Origin of the sequence: Bacillus sp. NMTD17 (assembly GCF_002998735.1) — a bacterium.
In the GTDB taxonomy this organism is placed as follows: domain Bacteria; phylum Bacillota; class Bacilli; order Bacillales; family Bacillaceae; genus Bacillus.
The window spans coordinates 222,684-239,381 of the sequence record NZ_PVRH01000003.1 but is presented as its reverse complement, the minus strand read 5'-3'; the positions used below and the strand labels follow the sequence as shown (position 1 = coordinate 239,381).

Annotated in this window: 16 protein-coding genes and 1 riboswitch; of the genes, 2 read left to right on the top strand and 14 right to left on the bottom strand. The window is 41.0% G+C overall.

Going from position 1 to position 16,698, the window contains the following annotated elements; all coding sequences use genetic code 11:
• Positions 1-49: 49 nt before the first annotated feature.
• Genes C6347_RS10875 through C6347_RS10860 form a run of 4 tightly spaced genes read right to left on the bottom strand, consistent with a single transcriptional unit; the run spans position 50 to position 3,947 of the window.
• Positions 50-811, bottom strand: a complete 762-nt coding sequence (locus tag C6347_RS10875; protein WP_106039215.1) for a LysM peptidoglycan-binding domain-containing protein — start codon at positions 809-811, stop codon at positions 50-52.
• Complete coding sequence (locus C6347_RS10870; protein WP_060596754.1) at positions 756-1,397, bottom strand: CPBP family intramembrane glutamic endopeptidase; 642 nt, start codon at positions 1,395-1,397, stop codon at positions 756-758. The genes C6347_RS10875 and C6347_RS10870 overlap by 56 nt, the downstream gene beginning before the upstream one ends.
• Entirely contained in the window at positions 1,394-2,902 is a 1,509-nt protein-coding gene (locus tag C6347_RS10865) for a RecQ family ATP-dependent DNA helicase (protein ID WP_106071638.1), read from the bottom strand. The genes C6347_RS10870 and C6347_RS10865 overlap by 4 nt, the downstream gene beginning before the upstream one ends.
• Positions 2,895-3,947, bottom strand: coding sequence for a YpbB family protein (locus C6347_RS10860; protein WP_060596756.1), 1,053 nt, complete (start codon positions 3,945-3,947; stop codon positions 2,895-2,897). The genes C6347_RS10865 and C6347_RS10860 overlap by 8 nt, the downstream gene beginning before the upstream one ends.
• A 266-nt stretch (positions 3,948-4,213) precedes the next feature.
• On the opposite strand from C6347_RS10860, the gene C6347_RS10855 reads away from it, so the two are divergent.
• A complete protein-coding gene (locus tag C6347_RS10855) occupies positions 4,214-4,462 on the top strand; it encodes a ferredoxin (RefSeq protein ID WP_003215700.1) in 249 nt (82 codons plus the stop codon).
• A gap of 34 nt (positions 4,463-4,496) precedes the next feature.
• Here C6347_RS10855 and fmnP read toward each other — a convergent pair whose 3' ends face one another.
• Positions 4,497-5,078 (bottom strand): riboflavin transporter FmnP, encoded by a 582-nt coding sequence (gene fmnP / locus C6347_RS10850; protein ID WP_106036831.1) that lies wholly within the window; start codon positions 5,076-5,078, stop codon positions 4,497-4,499.
• Between the two features lie 144 nt (positions 5,079-5,222).
• A riboswitch (FMN riboswitch) is annotated at positions 5,223-5,354 on the bottom strand.
• A 287-nt stretch (positions 5,355-5,641) separates the two neighbouring features.
• Between fmnP and serA the strand changes: the two genes are divergently transcribed.
• Positions 5,642-7,216, top strand: coding sequence for a phosphoglycerate dehydrogenase (serA, locus tag C6347_RS10845; RefSeq protein ID WP_106036832.1), 1,575 nt, complete (start codon positions 5,642-5,644; stop codon positions 7,214-7,216).
• Between the two features lie 35 nt (positions 7,217-7,251).
• Here the strand turns inward: serA and C6347_RS10840 are convergent, their stop codons facing one another.
• The 9 genes from C6347_RS10840 to rluB form a co-directional block, all read right to left on the bottom strand.
• On the bottom strand, positions 7,252-7,899 hold the full coding sequence (locus C6347_RS10840) for a M23 family metallopeptidase (protein WP_034661114.1): 648 nt from the start codon (positions 7,897-7,899) through the stop codon (positions 7,252-7,254).
• Positions 7,900-7,999: 100 nt separating this feature from the next.
• Positions 8,000-9,103: a sigma X negative regulator gene (locus C6347_RS10835; RefSeq protein WP_106031048.1), complete on the bottom strand. Its 1,104-nt coding sequence runs from the start codon at positions 9,101-9,103 to the stop codon at positions 8,000-8,002.
• Positions 9,015-9,623, bottom strand: a complete 609-nt coding sequence (sigX, locus tag C6347_RS10830) for an RNA polymerase sigma factor SigX (protein ID WP_034318821.1) — start codon at positions 9,621-9,623, stop codon at positions 9,015-9,017. Before sigX ends, C6347_RS10835 begins: the two co-directional genes overlap by 89 nt.
• A 199-nt stretch (positions 9,624-9,822) precedes the next feature.
• Positions 9,823-11,604, bottom strand: a complete 1,782-nt coding sequence (locus C6347_RS10825; protein ID WP_060596757.1) for an ATP-binding protein — start codon at positions 11,602-11,604, stop codon at positions 9,823-9,825.
• Positions 11,601-12,323, bottom strand: a complete 723-nt coding sequence (locus C6347_RS10820) for a response regulator transcription factor (RefSeq protein ID WP_003215596.1) — start codon at positions 12,321-12,323, stop codon at positions 11,601-11,603. The genes C6347_RS10825 and C6347_RS10820 overlap by 4 nt, the downstream gene beginning before the upstream one ends.
• Positions 12,324-12,409: 86 nt before the next feature.
• Positions 12,410-13,588: a c-type cytochrome biogenesis protein CcsB gene (ccsB, locus tag C6347_RS10815; RefSeq protein ID WP_050943828.1), complete on the bottom strand. Its 1,179-nt coding sequence runs from the start codon at positions 13,586-13,588 to the stop codon at positions 12,410-12,412.
• The gene (gene resB / locus C6347_RS10810) at positions 13,572-15,251 is read right to left on the bottom strand and encodes a cytochrome c biogenesis protein ResB (protein WP_060596758.1); all 1,680 of its coding nucleotides are present in this window, start codon (positions 15,249-15,251) and stop codon (positions 13,572-13,574) included. The genes ccsB and resB overlap by 17 nt, the downstream gene beginning before the upstream one ends.
• Before the next feature lies 1 nt (position 15,252).
• A complete protein-coding gene (gene resA, locus C6347_RS10805; RefSeq protein ID WP_060596759.1) occupies positions 15,253-15,783 on the bottom strand; it encodes a thiol-disulfide oxidoreductase ResA in 531 nt (176 codons plus the stop codon).
• Positions 15,784-15,873: 90 nt separating this feature from the next.
• Positions 15,874-16,608, bottom strand: a complete 735-nt coding sequence (rluB, locus tag C6347_RS10800; protein WP_034661122.1) for a 23S rRNA pseudouridine(2605) synthase RluB — start codon at positions 16,606-16,608, stop codon at positions 15,874-15,876.
• Positions 16,609-16,698: the final 90 nt, after the last annotated feature.

The following is a 16,698-nucleotide window of genomic DNA, read 5'->3' as shown; positions in this document are numbered from 1 at the left end:
CCTTTTTTCTACATATGTATGTGCTTTTTCATTCGATCATGTCAGGTAATTAGTTTTCCAATGGAATGTTGAGTACTTGACCACTGTATACACTGCTCCCATTTAAATGATTATAGGCTTTAATTTTCTCTTCACCCGATCGGTTTTTGTAATATTTCATCGAGATTCGATACAGGTTTTCCTCTGGGCCCACAGTGTGCTGTACGACACGAACCGGCTTTTTTTCCTGCTTCTTTTTCTCTTCGGCTTCTTTTCGTTTTTTCTCTTCTTGTTGTTTTTGCAGTGCGAGCTGCTGCTGTTCACGCTTTTTCGCAGCTGCGGCTTTTTCACGCTCTTCTTTCTCTTTAGCAGCTTTTTCTTTTTTCTTCTGCTCTGCTTTTTCTTTTGATCGCTGCTTTTCTTTTTCTTCATCTTTCTTTTTCTTCTCTTCATCAGACGCATCCGCTTTATCATCGCTAGCGTCATTTTTTGTTTCGACAAGTGCTGACGGAACTGGGTCTGTGTCAGCACTTGAGGTTTTATCGATGTATACACCTTGATTGTTATTATCGTTGATTTCCTTTGATGTGTAATAGATCAATAGAAAGAAAACAGTGATGACGATGATAGGAAAGATAATAGCCAATGTCGTAAACAAAGGATTGCGCACTTTTTTCGTGCGCTGCTTCTTATATTCATGAAAGTCTTCTCGTGTAGGAAAGTGAGAGTCATCAGAAGGATGTACTTTTTCTTCAAGAATTTCCTCTACATCGTCGTCATGGTTGTTTGTCAGCTGCTCCTTCTTTCTCTGCATTCTCGACATTTCTTCCATGTTCATCCCTCCCCTTATATTTCAAACGAATTTGACAAGCAAAGACTAAGTCAATGACAAAATGAGTCATGACAGGAACAAATAAATTCTCTGTCCACTCGTATAAAAGTCCTAAAAAAATACTAATGGAAACCACGAGGATAAACAAGAGTATTTTTGATAAATAGCGAAAGTGAAGAAGCGCAAACACGATGCTGGCAATCTCCAGCCCAAATTGCTGTTGAACGATTCCGCGAAATAGTATTTCCTCTGAAAAGGCGATAAGTAGTGCTAACCAAACAATATGCGGGATGCTTCGGTTTTTGAACATCTTTTCATTTAAACCGCCATCATCATACATATGAGCGGGAAACACCTTCATGAAAATCGCATCCACAATGATGACGAGCAAAGCACCGCCAATTCCATATGTCAGAATGCGCATATCATGAATCTGCCAAAGTGCTGTAAAATCCGTCCATTGATCGAACATAAATATGCCTAGTAAAAAAGAAACGATAAGCATGAGGAGCTGCGTGAAATACAGCTGTTCTACGACTTGTCGATCGGTTAATTTTTCAATGATTCGACGATGTTGTTCAATCAATGCTGCGCCTCTTTTGTCAGATGAAACATACGATCCAGCACGGTCTTCCAGTGTTTCATTTCATTCAGCTCCAATGATTGATCTTTTTTTTCATAATCAGACAGGTCAAGTCCGCAAGAAGAGCAGCAATGATCAGAGGACGCGTGCTCTGTTTGATTAAGCTGTTCGTGAAAGTATGATAACAGAGATTGTCTAAAGCAGTCATGACCCATGATCCGCTCTTTAAATTGCCACACTTTTCTCAGCTTTTCTGTTTGTCTGTCCTGCAATTTTTCTTTTAGATTCATGAGGATTGCCGGGCGCTGTTCGGACTCATGCATCATGTAATAATGCGTCAGCATTCTTGCACGGGTCTCCTGAAGCCCTGTTTCCATTAATCGTTCACGTAATTTTTTTTCATCATTTGTCTGCATTTGTGTGAGCTGTGCTAAGTAGAAATCAATTTCTGGATCGTCAAATCCTTCTGCTTGGATCAAGTGTTGCTGAATATCTGCATCCTCTTCTGTATATAAAAGAATGCTCACACTGTTTTTCCCGTCCCTTCCCGCTCTTCCAATCTCTTGCATAAATGCTTCAATCGATTGCGGCGGGCTCATATGAATGACAAATCGGATATCCGCTTTATCAATTCCCATGCCAAAAGCACTCGTGCAGCAAATGAGATCAAGCTGACCGCTGATAAATTGCTGCTGAATGAGCATACGGTCTCCTGCATCCATTCCGCCATGATAAAACTCAACACGCTGATTGGTTTTTTGTTTCATCCAGAGTGCAAGCTCTTCTGTCATTTGCCGGGTCGGGCAATAAATAAGACCTGGTCCTTGCAGGAAGTCCGCAAGCTCAATGGCCCGTTTCTCTTTTGCTTCTTTCGATTCGTGCGCTTCTTTGACGAAGGCAATGTTCGGGCGGTTGACGGAATGAATATGAAAGTCAGGATGCTGTAATCTTAGCGTTTGCACTGTATCTTTTAGCGTTTGTTTCGTTGCTGTAGCTGTAAGAGCTAAAGCAACAGGATGACCTAACGCTTCTCTCCATTCTCCCAGCTTTGAATATTCAGGACGGAAATCATGCCCCCATTCTGATATACAATGCGCTTCATCGACGACAAACAGACCAATATGCATCGACTTGAGCTGTTCTAGCAGCACTTCTGACATTAATGCCTCAGGTGCGACGAATAAAAATTTATATGATAGCAAATGCCGAATGATATGTCGTCTCTCCTGAAAAGACAATGTGCTGTTAAGCGCCGCCACTCGTTTTTCTCCGCGCATTTTCATTCGTTCGACTTGATCCTCCATAAGCGATAAAAGAGGCGAAATAATCAGAACTAATCCTTCTGTCATATAACCGGGAATTTGATAGCAAAGTGACTTCCCTCCGCCAGTAGGCAGCATGGCAACCGTATCTTTTTGATGCAGTACACTTTGAATAATGTCCTCTTGACCCACTTTAAATGTGTCGTGGCCAAAGTATCGCATGAGCGTCTGATGAAGCTTATCCATTTGCTTTCACCATCCTTGTCAGTGCCAATCGTATTTGAAAATAAGTAAATGGATGCTCGAGTTTTTCTTTAATCAGCTTCATTTTATTTGTTTGAAGCTCCCTGGCTACAGTAAGGATCGCGCGCTGCTCTTCTATACTCACATACGGATCTATTGAAAAGCTTGGCTCATGTATCGACAGCTCCACGATATGATCTTCGATCGTTGCCTTTTTTAGTGAACGAATGTGAGCAATCTGTTCAATATCAAATCCTTTTTGGACAAGCTCAAGTGTTTTATGGGTAGAAGTTGTTAACACGCGTTTGAATTCAAGGTCACCTACGAGCTGCTGCAAAATCGGTGCCTCACCTTTTTGGGCAGATTGAATAAAATAATGGAGTACATTCCAAAAAAGCAGGTACACATACCACACATCTTCTTTCATCCACTCCGCCATTTGCTGATACGTACGCCCGATTCGTTCATTTGAGGTCAATGAATAAACAAAAATCAGTGCCTCTTGATCGCTTAAACAAACAAGGAGCTTTTCTAGTTCATGATGCAGATCTTCTGAAAGCTTGCTTTTCTGCTGATGCTGTTTCAAGAAAGATTTCGTCCAGCTTTGAACCGAGACATCTCTTTGTATTGGAACATATTGATGCGATCCAGCCATATAGTGAGAAAGCACTTGTACAAGTAAAGAGAGCCTCATCCATAGCATCTTTGCTTTATCGTGATATTTGGCACCATGAAAATAAGCGGGCATCGGTTTTTCAGAAAAATGCTGGTTTAGCATTCGCTGCCCTGCTTCAGTGATGCTGAATGTCTCATCGTTTTTTCTAATGTAGTGCTTCTCTTCAAGCTTTAAAGCAGAACGATTCAGCTGATCCCTCGTAAACCCCGGGTAACAGCCGAAGTACCTGGAAAGCTCAAACAAGCTGGCATCCTGTATGGTTTGTGATGATTTTTTTCCTTTAAAAAGATGGTAGACAGCACTAATGGAGCGTTCGCCGTTCAATTTATATACGCTGTCCATTAACATGACATCCAAATAATGAAGAGTCATTCATCAAAGCACCTGTCTTCCTGACAAAATTCGAATATTTTCTCCCTTTATTTTAACAGATTTCATACAAGAAGAAATGTTTAAACTCAATTTATGGGGGAAAGTTATGAACAAACCCTTATGTGATAAGCATTCTCAATCACTTTACAGTTGAAATGTGAATTTAAAATCATTACAATAAGGTTTGAGGAAATTGTTTTTTATCGGTGAAACTAAAAAGGTTAAACCATGTGTTCCATCGAACTATCTGGGAGGTATTTTTTAACATGGCAAAATATACAATTGTAGACAAAGACACATGTATTGCTTGCGGCGCATGCGGTGCAGCTGCTCCAGACATTTATGATTATGATGATGAAGGCATTGCATTTGTTACGCTTGACGACAACCAAGGGACTGTAGAAGTTCCAGAAGTACTTGAAGAAGATATGCTTGATGCATTTGAAGGATGTCCAACTGACTCAATCAAAGTTGCGGACGAATCTTTCGAGGGTGACCCACTTAAGCATGAATAGTATAAAAGCCCCTTATGCAGGGGCTTTTTTTATATTAACTATTTTGAAGTCGGCGTTTATTTTCAAACCATGGACGCATTTTCACAAAAATGAAGCTAAACACGATGGTAATGATCATTCCTTTAATAAAGTTAAAAGGTAAGATCCCTGCTGTAATGGTCGTCTTGAGCGCATGATCAGATAGTTCAGGTGCGTTTAAAAACCATGTGTAAGCTGGCAGGAATAAGAAGTAATTTAAAATGCTCATCATCACAGTCATCAGTAATGTACCCATGATCATTGACCATGCCATCCCTTTTGCTGATTTAATTTTTTTGAACATAAAGGCAACTGGTAAGATGAATAATGTGCCTGCAATGAAGTTCGCGACTTGCCCAACTGGAACACCAGACATACTGCCTTGAATGAGATAATGCAGAACATTTTTTAATGCCTCAACGGCAATTCCTGCACCCGGCCCATAAATTAAAATCGCAATAATGGCTGGTATATCACTGAAATCAATTTTCAAATACGCTGGAAGCCCTGGGAAAGGGAAATCCAATAAAATTAACACGAACGAAATACTGCTGAGCATACTGGTGACGACTAAACGTTTTACTTTACTTTGATTCAATATTCTCTCTCCTTTTCGATCAAATCTTTCGAAAAGAGGATTGTTCAATTTCAGCCGCAAAAAAACCGCTCATGAAAACAGGAGCGGGGAATTTGGGCTAGACAAATAAACGTGTGAAAAACCATGTTTTCAACGTTTACGAACCTCCATCTTCTCCCATCCAGACTATACTGTCGGCTTCGGAATCACACCGAATCCTGCCAAAAAAGGCTCGCGGGCTTAGAGACTATGCTCATCACCGCCGGTAGGGAATTGCACCCTGCCCCGAAGATTGATCATTATTCAATTCGACATCATTATATATGATATATGAGCATTTGTACAGATAAAAATCCTGAGCAATTTCATCAGTTTTAAGAAATCGTAAAAAACTTAAAAATTATAATGACAAATGCGCAAAAATTGGTTATCTTTTGTTTAAAGGTGTCCATTCTTTATAAAGATACCAATAAATGTTCGTGTTTTCTTTTTCGCTTTACTGCTTTAATTTGATTGACACAGTGAAAAGGAATATGGTAAATTATCAGATATTTATGACGTTTATTTTAGGAGGAAATCTTACGATGTTTCGAGTATTAGTCTCAGATAAAATGAGCAATGATGGTCTTTTACCACTTTTAGAATCAGATTTTGTTGAAATTGTCCAAAAAAATGTAACAGAAGCAGAAGATGAATTACACACATTTGATGCCTTACTTGTCAGAAGTGCTACGAAAGTGACCAAAGAGCTTTATGAAAAAATGTCTTCATTAAAAATTGTCGGCCGTGCCGGTGTGGGAGTAGACAATATTGATATTGATGAAGCGACCAAGCATGGCGTCATTGTCATCAATGCACCAAACGGTAATACGATCTCAACAGCTGAGCATACATTTGCCATGATCTCTTCGCTCATGCGTCATATTCCACAAGCCAATATTTCTGTGAAATCAAAAGAATGGAACAGAGGCGCATATGTTGGTGCTGAGCTTTATGGAAAATCTCTTGGGATTGTTGGACTTGGCAGAATCGGAAGCGAAATCGCCCAGCGTGCAAGAGCATTTGGCATGACGGTAAACGTATTTGATCCATTTCTCACAAAAGAACGTGCAGAAAAAATTGGTGTCAATGCCAAGTCACTTGATGAAGTACTCGAAGTATCAGATATTATCACTGTACATACCCCATTAACAAAAGAAACAAGAGGGCTTCTCAATAAAGAAACAATTGCAAAAACAAAAAAAGGCGTTCGCCTAGTGAACTGTGCGCGCGGCGGTATTATTGACGAGCGTGACCTTCTTGAAGCGCTTGAAAACGGCCATGTTGCAGGAGCTGCACTCGATGTATTTGAGGTAGAACCTCCTACTGATAATCCGCTTGTAGACCATCCGCTCGTCATTGCGACTCCGCATCTTGGCGCATCGACAAAGGAAGCACAATTAAATGTAGCGGCGCAAGTTTCTGAAGAAGTACTTCAATTTGCAAAAGGACTCCCTGTCATGTCATCTATTAATCTACCAGCGATGACAAAAGACGAGTTCAAAAAGATTCAGCCTTATCATCAGTTTGCAGGAAAGCTCGGACGTCTTGTCTCTCAATCAATGAGAGAACCTGTAAAAGAAGTAAGCATCTCTTACGAAGGCTCTATTTCAAAACTCGAAACCTCCTTTATTACAAAAAGTCTCCTGTCAGGCTTTTTAAAAGAACGCGTCGATTCGACTGTAAATGAAGTAAATGCTGGGATGGTGGCAAAAGAACGCGGCATTAGCTTTAGTGAAAAAATTTCTTCCAGCGAATCTGGTTACGAAAACAGCATTTCTATTGAAGTCAAAGGTGACCTTTCAACCTTTACTCTAAAAGCAACCTACATCCCGCATTTAGGAGAACGCGTTGTTTCCATTAATGGATTTAATATTGATTTTTATCCAGATGGACACCTTGTCTACATCCAGCATACAGATGCACCTGGTGTGATTGGAAAGGTTGGACAAATATTAGGCGACCATGATGTCAACATTGCGACAATGCAAGTAGGACGTAAAGAAAAAGGCGGCGAAGCCATCATGATGCTTTCTTTCGACAAACATCTTGAGGACGAAATTGTCAAAGAATTAACCGAAGTGCAAGATATACTTTCTGTCCGTCTGATCGACCTATAAAAAATAATGTTAAACCTCATGCATTTGCATGAGGTTTATTTTGTTGAAATCATTAAACGGTCTCCCGTTCGGATGAGATGAGTAGTAAGCTCATTGATTTTTTTCAATTGTTCCACAGTCATCTCGTGCGCCTTTGCAATCGACCAAAGGGTATCTCCTTGTTTAATGAGATATGTATTTTTTTCTTGCCCGTTTACATGAAGAGCCGGCTCTTGGAAACGATCCATCGCAATGATTGTGAGTGGATCTACCGCATCTTCTTTACTGACTGACCAATTACCCTTGTGCACCTCAAAATGCAAATGAGTGCCTCTAGAAGCCCCTGTGTTGCCGATAATGCCGATCGGCTGCCCTGCTTCTACATGGTCACCTTTTTTAACAAAACGCTCGTGTAAATGTGCATAGACGGTTTCATATCCATTTGGATGCTGGATAAACACAACCTCTCCATATGTAGCAGATACATACGAACGCGAGACCACACCTTCACTTGCAGCAAATATGGATTCTCCTTCAGGCGCAGCTATATCTAATCCCTTGTGCGAGCCACCTCTTGTCCCAAACAAATCCGTGACTTCTCCTTTTATCGGCTCCACCCATTCGCTTGTTTTCTGTGCATGAGCAAAAGGCGAAAAGATCAACAGCAAAAAACAGCTGGCACATATGAAGCAATACCTTTTCATCAGTGACTCCCCTTCTTTGAGGTTCTTTTTATGACAGCTTAGTATACAGCAAGGAAGCTATTTTCTATACATCAAAAAAGAACGCAATTTCTTGCGTCCTTTAACGGTCTCTTATAACAACTGGATTCGGCAGAGCCGGCACCTCTATGGGTTCTTCTAATTCATATGGACCAACTTGATCTGCCCCCGCCTGTTGAATGGTGACCTCTGTAAAACCAAAATCTTTCGCTGAGAGCAGCAGACCTTCAATGAGTAGAATATGATCATTTGAGTCCGATAATTGCGCTGATGCTCCAAATGTGATAGTCACATGTTTTCCTTTAGTCGTCACTTCTTTAATCGATTCATCTTTAATTAATGGATCAAGTCCGGCATCACTTGTCCGCTTCATGGCCTCTACCGCATCTTCATACGAAGAATAATGGGTTTTTGAAGGCACTAAAAAAGTCCCGCTTTTGTTGTCTAAAATATAATAAGCGTGCTTTGTTTGTTTCTCAATCGACATTGTTCCAATGCGGCCATTTGCTCCTAATTGAAGTTGAGAACCTTTGGATGTCTTGACCTGTACCTGCTTATACTTACTCCATTTTAGCGTTTCTTTTACCATATCTTTAAACCGGTTGGCTTCTTTTAACGTATCGAGGGACAAATCATTTTTTAACTGAAAGATGAGTGTATCTCCTTTTTCTCGAAGATCTACCATATCAATATAAGATTGAAGAGGTTTTGTCATTTCAGGCAGCTGCACCTGCTCATATGTGTTCATCATTTCCTGCAAATGATCATACTCATCCTCTTTTTCAATGCTAATTGGAACTACCTGAGAGGTTGATTCATCTATGTATGCAATGGTCATATACTTTTGCTGCTGCTTACGAGAAACAACGTGTGAGGGCCCATCAGTCTGTTTGACCGCCTCTAATGTGGCGTTCACCTGACTTTTGTCAGCACTTGTTTCCACTTGCTTATGATGATCTTGAGCAGCCGGCTGAAATAAATGAGGAGAAATCAAAAACGCCATAAATAAAACCACAACGGTTGCGACCGCTGGACCGATCCATTTGGCACTTTTCTTTTTCTGCCCGCTTGCCATCAGCATCTGCTGGTATATCTGCTTAGATGAACGGTTGTCCTCCACCTTTGGAAGCTGACTTAGTAACACCTTGATTCGTTCTTCGCTCCAATCGGACCTGTTCGTTTTCATTCACTAGCTCCTCCTTCAAAAGCTCCATATGTTTTCGGAGCACTTTCAGGCCTCGGTGCTGCGTTGTTTTGACTTTGCTTTCCGAGAACTTTAGCGCCTTTGCCGTCTCCATGATTGAGTAGCCCTGGATAAATCTTAAAATGATGACAGCTCGTTGATCAATCGTGCAATGATCAAGTGCGGCATAGATTTCTTTTACATTTTCATCCTGTACAGCCAGTTCGTCTGGGAGCAAGTCTGGGTCCTTTACATCCTGCTTATCCCAATCAAACGTGCCGAGTACCCGTTGTCTAATGGTTTGCTGTTTGCGAAACCAATCAATCGCCACATGCCTCGCAATTGAAAACAGCCATGTTTTCTCGCTGCTTCTTCCTTCAAAAGTTTTATATGAGTGAAGTACCCGGATGTAAACCTCCTGAACGAGATCCTCTGCCTGATTTTTATCTTTAACCATATAAAATAAAAACTGGTACAAATCTTGATGGTACGAATCATATATTTTTTGAAAGGTTTCATGCATAGGAAACCCCTCCGTTCACTTATTTTTGTCGATTGACTCTTACAAAACGTTACATTACAACTTTATGACAAATATATTACAAGTTCGACAATTTGGGAAGGGCTTTTTGTTTAACTTCTCCTTAAAAATATGAAAATAAAAAAACACTTCTTTTTTTAGAAAAGAAGTGTTTCTCATGTAACAAGATTCTTCGTCAGGATTAGACGAGTTCCTGCTTTTTTCTCGGAATATAAAAGGTAAAGTGTGTACCTGTACCCGCTTTGCTATGTGCATGAATGGAGCCTTGATGCGCCTCTACGATGTTCTTCACAATCGCAAGACCAAGCCCAGTACCAGAACGCCCTCTTGTTCTTGCCTTATCCGCTTTATAGAAACGTTCGAAAATAAATGGCAGATCCTCTTCCGGGATTCCGCTTCCCGAATCTTTTACATCCATTTTCAGACCGCTTTCCACCGATTGAACCGAGAAGTGAACCTCTCCGCCCTCTGGTGTATGACGAATGGCGTTATCAATGAGATTCGTAAACACCTGCTCAATCTTATCCGGATCGAGTACAAAGTGCGGTTCATCCACTTGAATGTCATATGTGAGATCAACTTGTTTTTCTTTCGCAATACCGAGAAACTTGCGGTAAATCTTCTCGGTTAACTCTTCTGTATCTGTCGATTCAAGATTAAGTGTAATATGGCCCGCTTCCATTCTCGCTAGATCTAGAAGGTCATTCACAAGACGTCCCATTCGAAGTGATTCGTCGTAGATAATTTGCGCAATCTCTTTCTTTTCCTCTTCTGAGCCTGCAATATCATCTACAATCGCCTCACTATACCCTTGAAGCATGGCAATTGGTGTACGAAGTTCATGACTGACATTGGCAATGAAGTCTTTTCTCAGCTTATCAAGTCTTCGTTCCTCTGTCATATCACGAAGGACCGCAACTGCTCCCCTGACATCCTGCTGATTATAAAGCGGAGACATGAGAAGAACCCAAGTACGTCCTTGCAGCGTGACTTCGATCATTTGCTCTTTTTCTGTGCTGACGGCTGTATGAAACAGTTCTCTCGCTTCTGGTGGCAGTTCATCTCCATCTTTGATCTTCATATTTTGCTCGTAATACCATGCCTGCAAGAATCGTTCTGCAGGAGGATTCGTCATGAGAATCGTTCCATCAATATTGATGGTGATGACACCATCGGCCATACTGCTTAAAATGTTGGACAAATGTTCTTTTTCTTGATTTAAGGCTGTGATATGGAATTTAAGCTGCTTGCCCATTTGATTAAAGGCGATGGCCAATTCTCCAATTTCGTCTTGCGTTAATATAGGAATCTTTGTATCAAATTTCCCCTTCGCCAAATCCTGTGCTCCCTCTCTCATCTTTCTGAGAGGATAGGTGACACGTGTTGATAAGAAGAAAGCGAAGATAGTGGTCAGAACAATGGCAATTCCGGCTGCTAAGAAGATATAACGCGTCGTATGTTTCGTTGTTTGTTCTACAGCGAGTAATGATTGAGAAAGAAAGACCATGCCTTTTTTTCCGTTTGCCTCAAATGGAACACCGACGACAATTCGTTCATCTTTCTGATTGCCTGCATTTGGTTCTGCACGTTTACTGATTTTTTTACGATCTTTTAGTGCTTGATTTAAATCACTGTCCGCTTCAATTTGTTTCTTTGTAATCGCAGGAAGCTTCCCGTCTTTTTCAGACGAATACCACTCTAGCCCGTCCTCTTGGATAATCGCAATACTCGTCAATTTGTCAGCAAGCTCTGATGTAATCGACCTTGCGAGCGATTGATCCTCATGGCTTTCTAAAATGACCGCTACTTTGTTTGCCATTTGAGTTAAATCTGACTTTGCTTCTTCTACATGGTAATTCTCAATGAACTCTAAAAGAAGCACGGTTAAAATAGATAAAACGATCAGGACGAGGAAGAGAATGGTTAACCATAGCTTTCCAACGACACTTTTCCACAGTTTCATTCAGCGCCGACCTCAAATTTGTACCCGACACCCCATACCGTCACGATTTTTTTCGCAGCTTCTGGTGACACTTTATTCAGCTTTTCGCGAAGTCGTTTGACGTGGGTATCGACTGTTCTCAAGTCTCCAAAGAATTCATACTGCCATACTTCTTTTAACAGCTTCTCTCTGTCATAAACCTTATCCGGTGTTTTCGCAAGGAAATATAAAAGCTCATATTCCTTCGGCGTGAGACTGACTTCTTTGCCATCAGCCGTCACTCTATGCGCATCGTGGTCAATTGAAAGATGAGAAAACACAAGTACATCTTTTGTTGTTGTCCCAGTATTGAGATAAGACGTTTGAGAAGATCTTCTGAGCAATGCCTTCACACGTAAAACAACTTCACGCGGGCTAAAAGGTTTTACGATATAGTCATCCGTTCCTGCCTCAAACCCTTGGACGCGGTTGGCTTCTTCTCCTTTTGCCGTCAGCATAATGATTGGAGTCGCTTTTTTGTCTCGAATTTGATTACACACTTCGATTCCATCTGTCCCAGGCATCATTAAATCGAGTAAAATGAGGTCATAATCTGTTTGGAGTCCTTTTTGAATCGCCTCATCTCCATTTTCTGCTTCATCGATTTCATAATTTTCACGTTCTAAATACATTTTTAAAAGGCGGCGAATTCTTGCCTCATCATCTACGACTAATATTTTCGTTTGAGTTGTGTGTTCCATTAGACAATCCTCCTGCTTTCTCCGTTGTTACATTCATTTTAACAAAAAGCCGAATCGATTCATAAAAGTTGGCCTTTTTCATGTGATTACGCGTAAGAATGAAGCCCTGCAATCACAAGATTGACAAAGATGAGATTAAACATAATGATGGCGAATCCGATGACAGCTAACCAAGCGGACTTTTCGCCATGCCAGCCCCTTGATAAGCGAAGATGAAGGTAGGCTGCATAAAAGAGAAACGTAATCAATGCCCATACTTCCTTCGGGTCCCAGCCCCAGAACCGAGTCCAGGCAATTTGCGCCCAGATCATTGCAAAAATCAGCCCGCCTAACGCAAATACAGGGAAACCAATGGAAACAGCCCTGTATCCAATTTCATCGACTAAATCTAGGTTCACCTGCTTCACAAGCGGTTGAAGCAGAGCGCTGAGTCGTTTGCGAATGATCAACCGAATCAGTCCATACAAGATCAGCCCCGTGCCGAATGACCATAACACCGTATTGACCTTTCTTCCTGAAAAAACAGGCGGCAAATCAACAAATGGTTCCAAACGATCTTGCGTCACAAGCTCTCCTTTATGAGGTCCAACTAGAGCTGGCAGCTCATAGACCATCACACTTTCCTCTTTATTTTTATCGACCCAATTAAATTTCGCCTCGTATCCTGTCATTCTAAAGATGGACGTGACAGCGATAAATGCAAGTGTGACGACAATCATAAACATGACGAGCTCTAAACCAAATGTCTTCTTCCCTGGCTTTGTTTGGTCGACATGCTTTAATAAGAAGATGACACCTGCCACAAAGCTGATCGCTAAAATGGCTTGCCCAAGTGCTGCTGTTGTCACGTGAATATAAAGCCAATTACTTTGTAGTGAAGGAATCAGCGGTGAAATATCTGATGGGAACATACTTGCATAGGCAATAATCAATAAAGCGATTGGAAGTGTAAATAAACCAAGTACAGACACTTGATACACAAAATATAAAATGATGAATGCGAGCACAAGCATCATGCCAAAAGCGGTTGTGAATTCAAACAAATTACTGACTGGTGCATGACCAGACGCCATCCATCTTGAAATAAAATAGCCAAATTGACTTAAAAAACCGATGATGGTGAGCGTAATGCCGATAAGTGCCGCCTTATTCCTGCGCGGTCCATCAACTTTCTTTTTTCCTTTAATGGCACCACCAAAAAAAGGAACTGCCGCTAAATACAATAGAAAAGCTGCAAATAACAGGTTTTCACTGACTGCTGCCATCTAATCCTTCCCCCTTGCTTTTGCTGATACTTGTTGTATCAGGCAGTTCTTTTTGATCAACTGGCTGTTTGATGCCACTGTCACTTAGTAACACGTTGAGATCAGACTTTAAGCCGAACCAGTTTTTGTTTGTGTGTCCTGCCACAAATACTTTTCCATCCTTTGCAGACAGCCAAATTCTTCTATGCTGCCAATACATCCCCTGCACGACACCAATCATGAAGATAATCCCGCCTACGATGAGCACCCCGAGAGTTAAATCTTTTCTAACCGTCAATCCCGTGACGTTTTTCGTTTCCACTCGATCAAACTTCATCTTATATATGTTGTTATCAGAGCCTTCTACTGTCTCTTGAATCGCCACAAAACTTTTTTCACCTTTAGGCTTTTCAGGAGAAATCATTTCAAACACGAAAGCAGGATTATTTGGATTCCTTGTTTTCGTACTCGGCGTTCCATCATCGTCAAAATAAAAATCAGGGAGATAGCTCATCACTTTGACTTTGTAACCGCTACCAAGATCATATTCTGACTTAGGCTCCAGCAGATTAATCTTCACTGTTCCGAAAGATTTTTCTGTATCTTTACGAATCAGCTGAAAGACCATTTGATCGAGTTCATTTTGTTTAAAATCCACTTGATATAATGAGAAATGATCAAACTTGAGCGGTTCGTTCACTTTGATATCGTGTTCTGTTACCTGCTTCAGCTTGGGCTTTTCACCAAAAACAACTTCCCCTTCACGTTTGTATAAAGTGGCATCGGTTTTATAACTTTTCACCACTTGACCGTCGCCAGCTCTTTCAATCGCATTCTCAAACACTTCTTTTTCATTTCCAGTTTCATAGCGGTCAATTGAAAACGCATTATTTTTCAAGAAGTATTGACCATCTGTGCCTGGGATTGGGGCCGTTTCCCCTTCTCTGACCCAGAGCGTTTCATCCACATACATGCCCGGGACAAACCGGAGCATCGATCCAATGAGAAAGATGATTAATCCAATGTGATTGACGTAAGGCCCCCAGCGTGAAAAGCGGCCTTTTTCAGCTAAAATATGTCCGTTTTCTTCTCGCACGCGGTAACGCTTTTGTTTCATTGCTCTTATGATGCCTTCATATGTATGCTGATCTAACGTTTTGTCTGTTTCACTGAACAGACGCTGTCTTCTCATAAAGCCTTCTTTTTTGATAACCCCTTGATTTTTAAGTGCCCGATAAAGAGGAATGACCCGGTCGAGACTGCAAATGACAAGGGAGATTCCGATTGATGCGACTAAAGCTAAAAACCACCAAGAATTATAAAGATCATGGAATCCAAGTATGTAATACAGCTTACCAAACGACCCATATTGCTCTTCATAATAGGTGGAAGCAGATGCACCTGGCGGAATAAACCGCTCCTGCGGAAAAATGGTTCCTAGTGAGGAAGCAAGCAGTGTAATAACAATCAGCCACACACCCACTTTAACGGAAGAAAAAAAGTTCCATACTTTATCCACAATCGTTTTGTTGTATGTTTGCGAGCGTCTTGCACTGCCGTCATATCTCATATCAAGCAGCTTTGAAGAGTTTTTCTCTATAGCTGCAATTGGATTCCCGCATGATTCACATAAAACAGTACCGATTGGATTAATATGTCCACACTCGCACTTTACCTCTTTCATTCTATGACCCCTTTGGTTTAATCAAATTCATATATTCATAGACATTACGTTCTGTCATGGTTCCCTTTATGACTTTGATTACCTTGCCTTCAGGATTAATTAAAAATGTGGTTGGCAGCGGCGTAATATCATATGCCTCTGTCACTTGACGATCTTTGTCCATCGCAACAGGAAAATTCACGCCATAGGTTTCCATAAAATTTTTCACGGCAATATTGGATTCCCCAACATTGACTGCAACAATTTCCACACCGCGATCCTTGAATACTTCATATTGATTTGCCATGTAAGGAAATTCTTGTTTACACGGACCACACCAGGTCCCCCAAAAATTAAGGAAGACGCCTTTGCCTTTTAATTCCTTTAATTCAATCCGTTCCCCATCCACTGATTGAAGGACAAAGTTTGGCGCAATAGATCCTTCTTTGACTTGATCCTGTTTGGCAAATACTGAGTTATACATCGTATAACAAAGTGCAGCAAGCATCACGAGGAGAATGCCCGTCCGTATGAAAAACCGTCTTTTCTTCATCTGAAGTACCCCTTCCCCATAGACATTCAGGTAAATTATAGCATTCTCCTTCTTTTGATGCTTCTTCATTTTTTGAAGTTTATGTGAAAATTAAAAAGCGCTTTTCCCATGATCTGCAATCGCTCTTAGGCGCTTGACTTCATGCGGAGACAATTCTCTGCGGTCTCCTGGTCTCATGCCTTCAATATGAAGGAACGCATATTGCTCTCTTTTTAGCTTTAACACATCATGACCGATCGCTTCAAACATGCGGCGCACTTGTCTGTTTCTGCCTTCATGAATGGTTAATTGAACGATAGATGTCTGCTTTCGTTTATCGATAGAAAGCATTTTGGCACGAGCACGTGCTGTCTTTTTATGATCTAACATGATCCCTTTTTCTAGCTTTCTAAGCAATTCCTTTGATGGGATGCCTTTTAGCTTCGCTGCATACGTTTTATCAATTTCATATTTCGGATGCATGAGCTTATGGGCAAATTCCCCGTCATTTGTAATTAAAATCAAACCGCTCGTATCATAATCTAAGCGGCCGATTGGATAAAGGCGCTGCGGGACGTCATCAAAGAAATCTGTGACGACCTTACGTCCTTTATCATCCTCAGCAGCTGAAATGACGCCGCGCGGTTTATAAAGCATAAAGTAAACCGGTTCTTCTCTTTCAAGCTTTAATCCGTTGACTTCAATTTTATCTGAAGAGCCCACTTTTACTCCGAGCTCTGTCACTGTTTGACCATTAACGGTAACTCGTCCTTCTTTAATTAATTCTTCTGCCTTTCGTCTAGAAGCGACGCCGGCATGTGCAATTACTTTCTGTAAACGTTCCATTTGTCTTTCACCTCATGTACTATCTTACTTGCTTGACTTAAAACAAACAAGCATTCGTGGAAAAATAAGCGATTCGTCTGTCTAATTTCA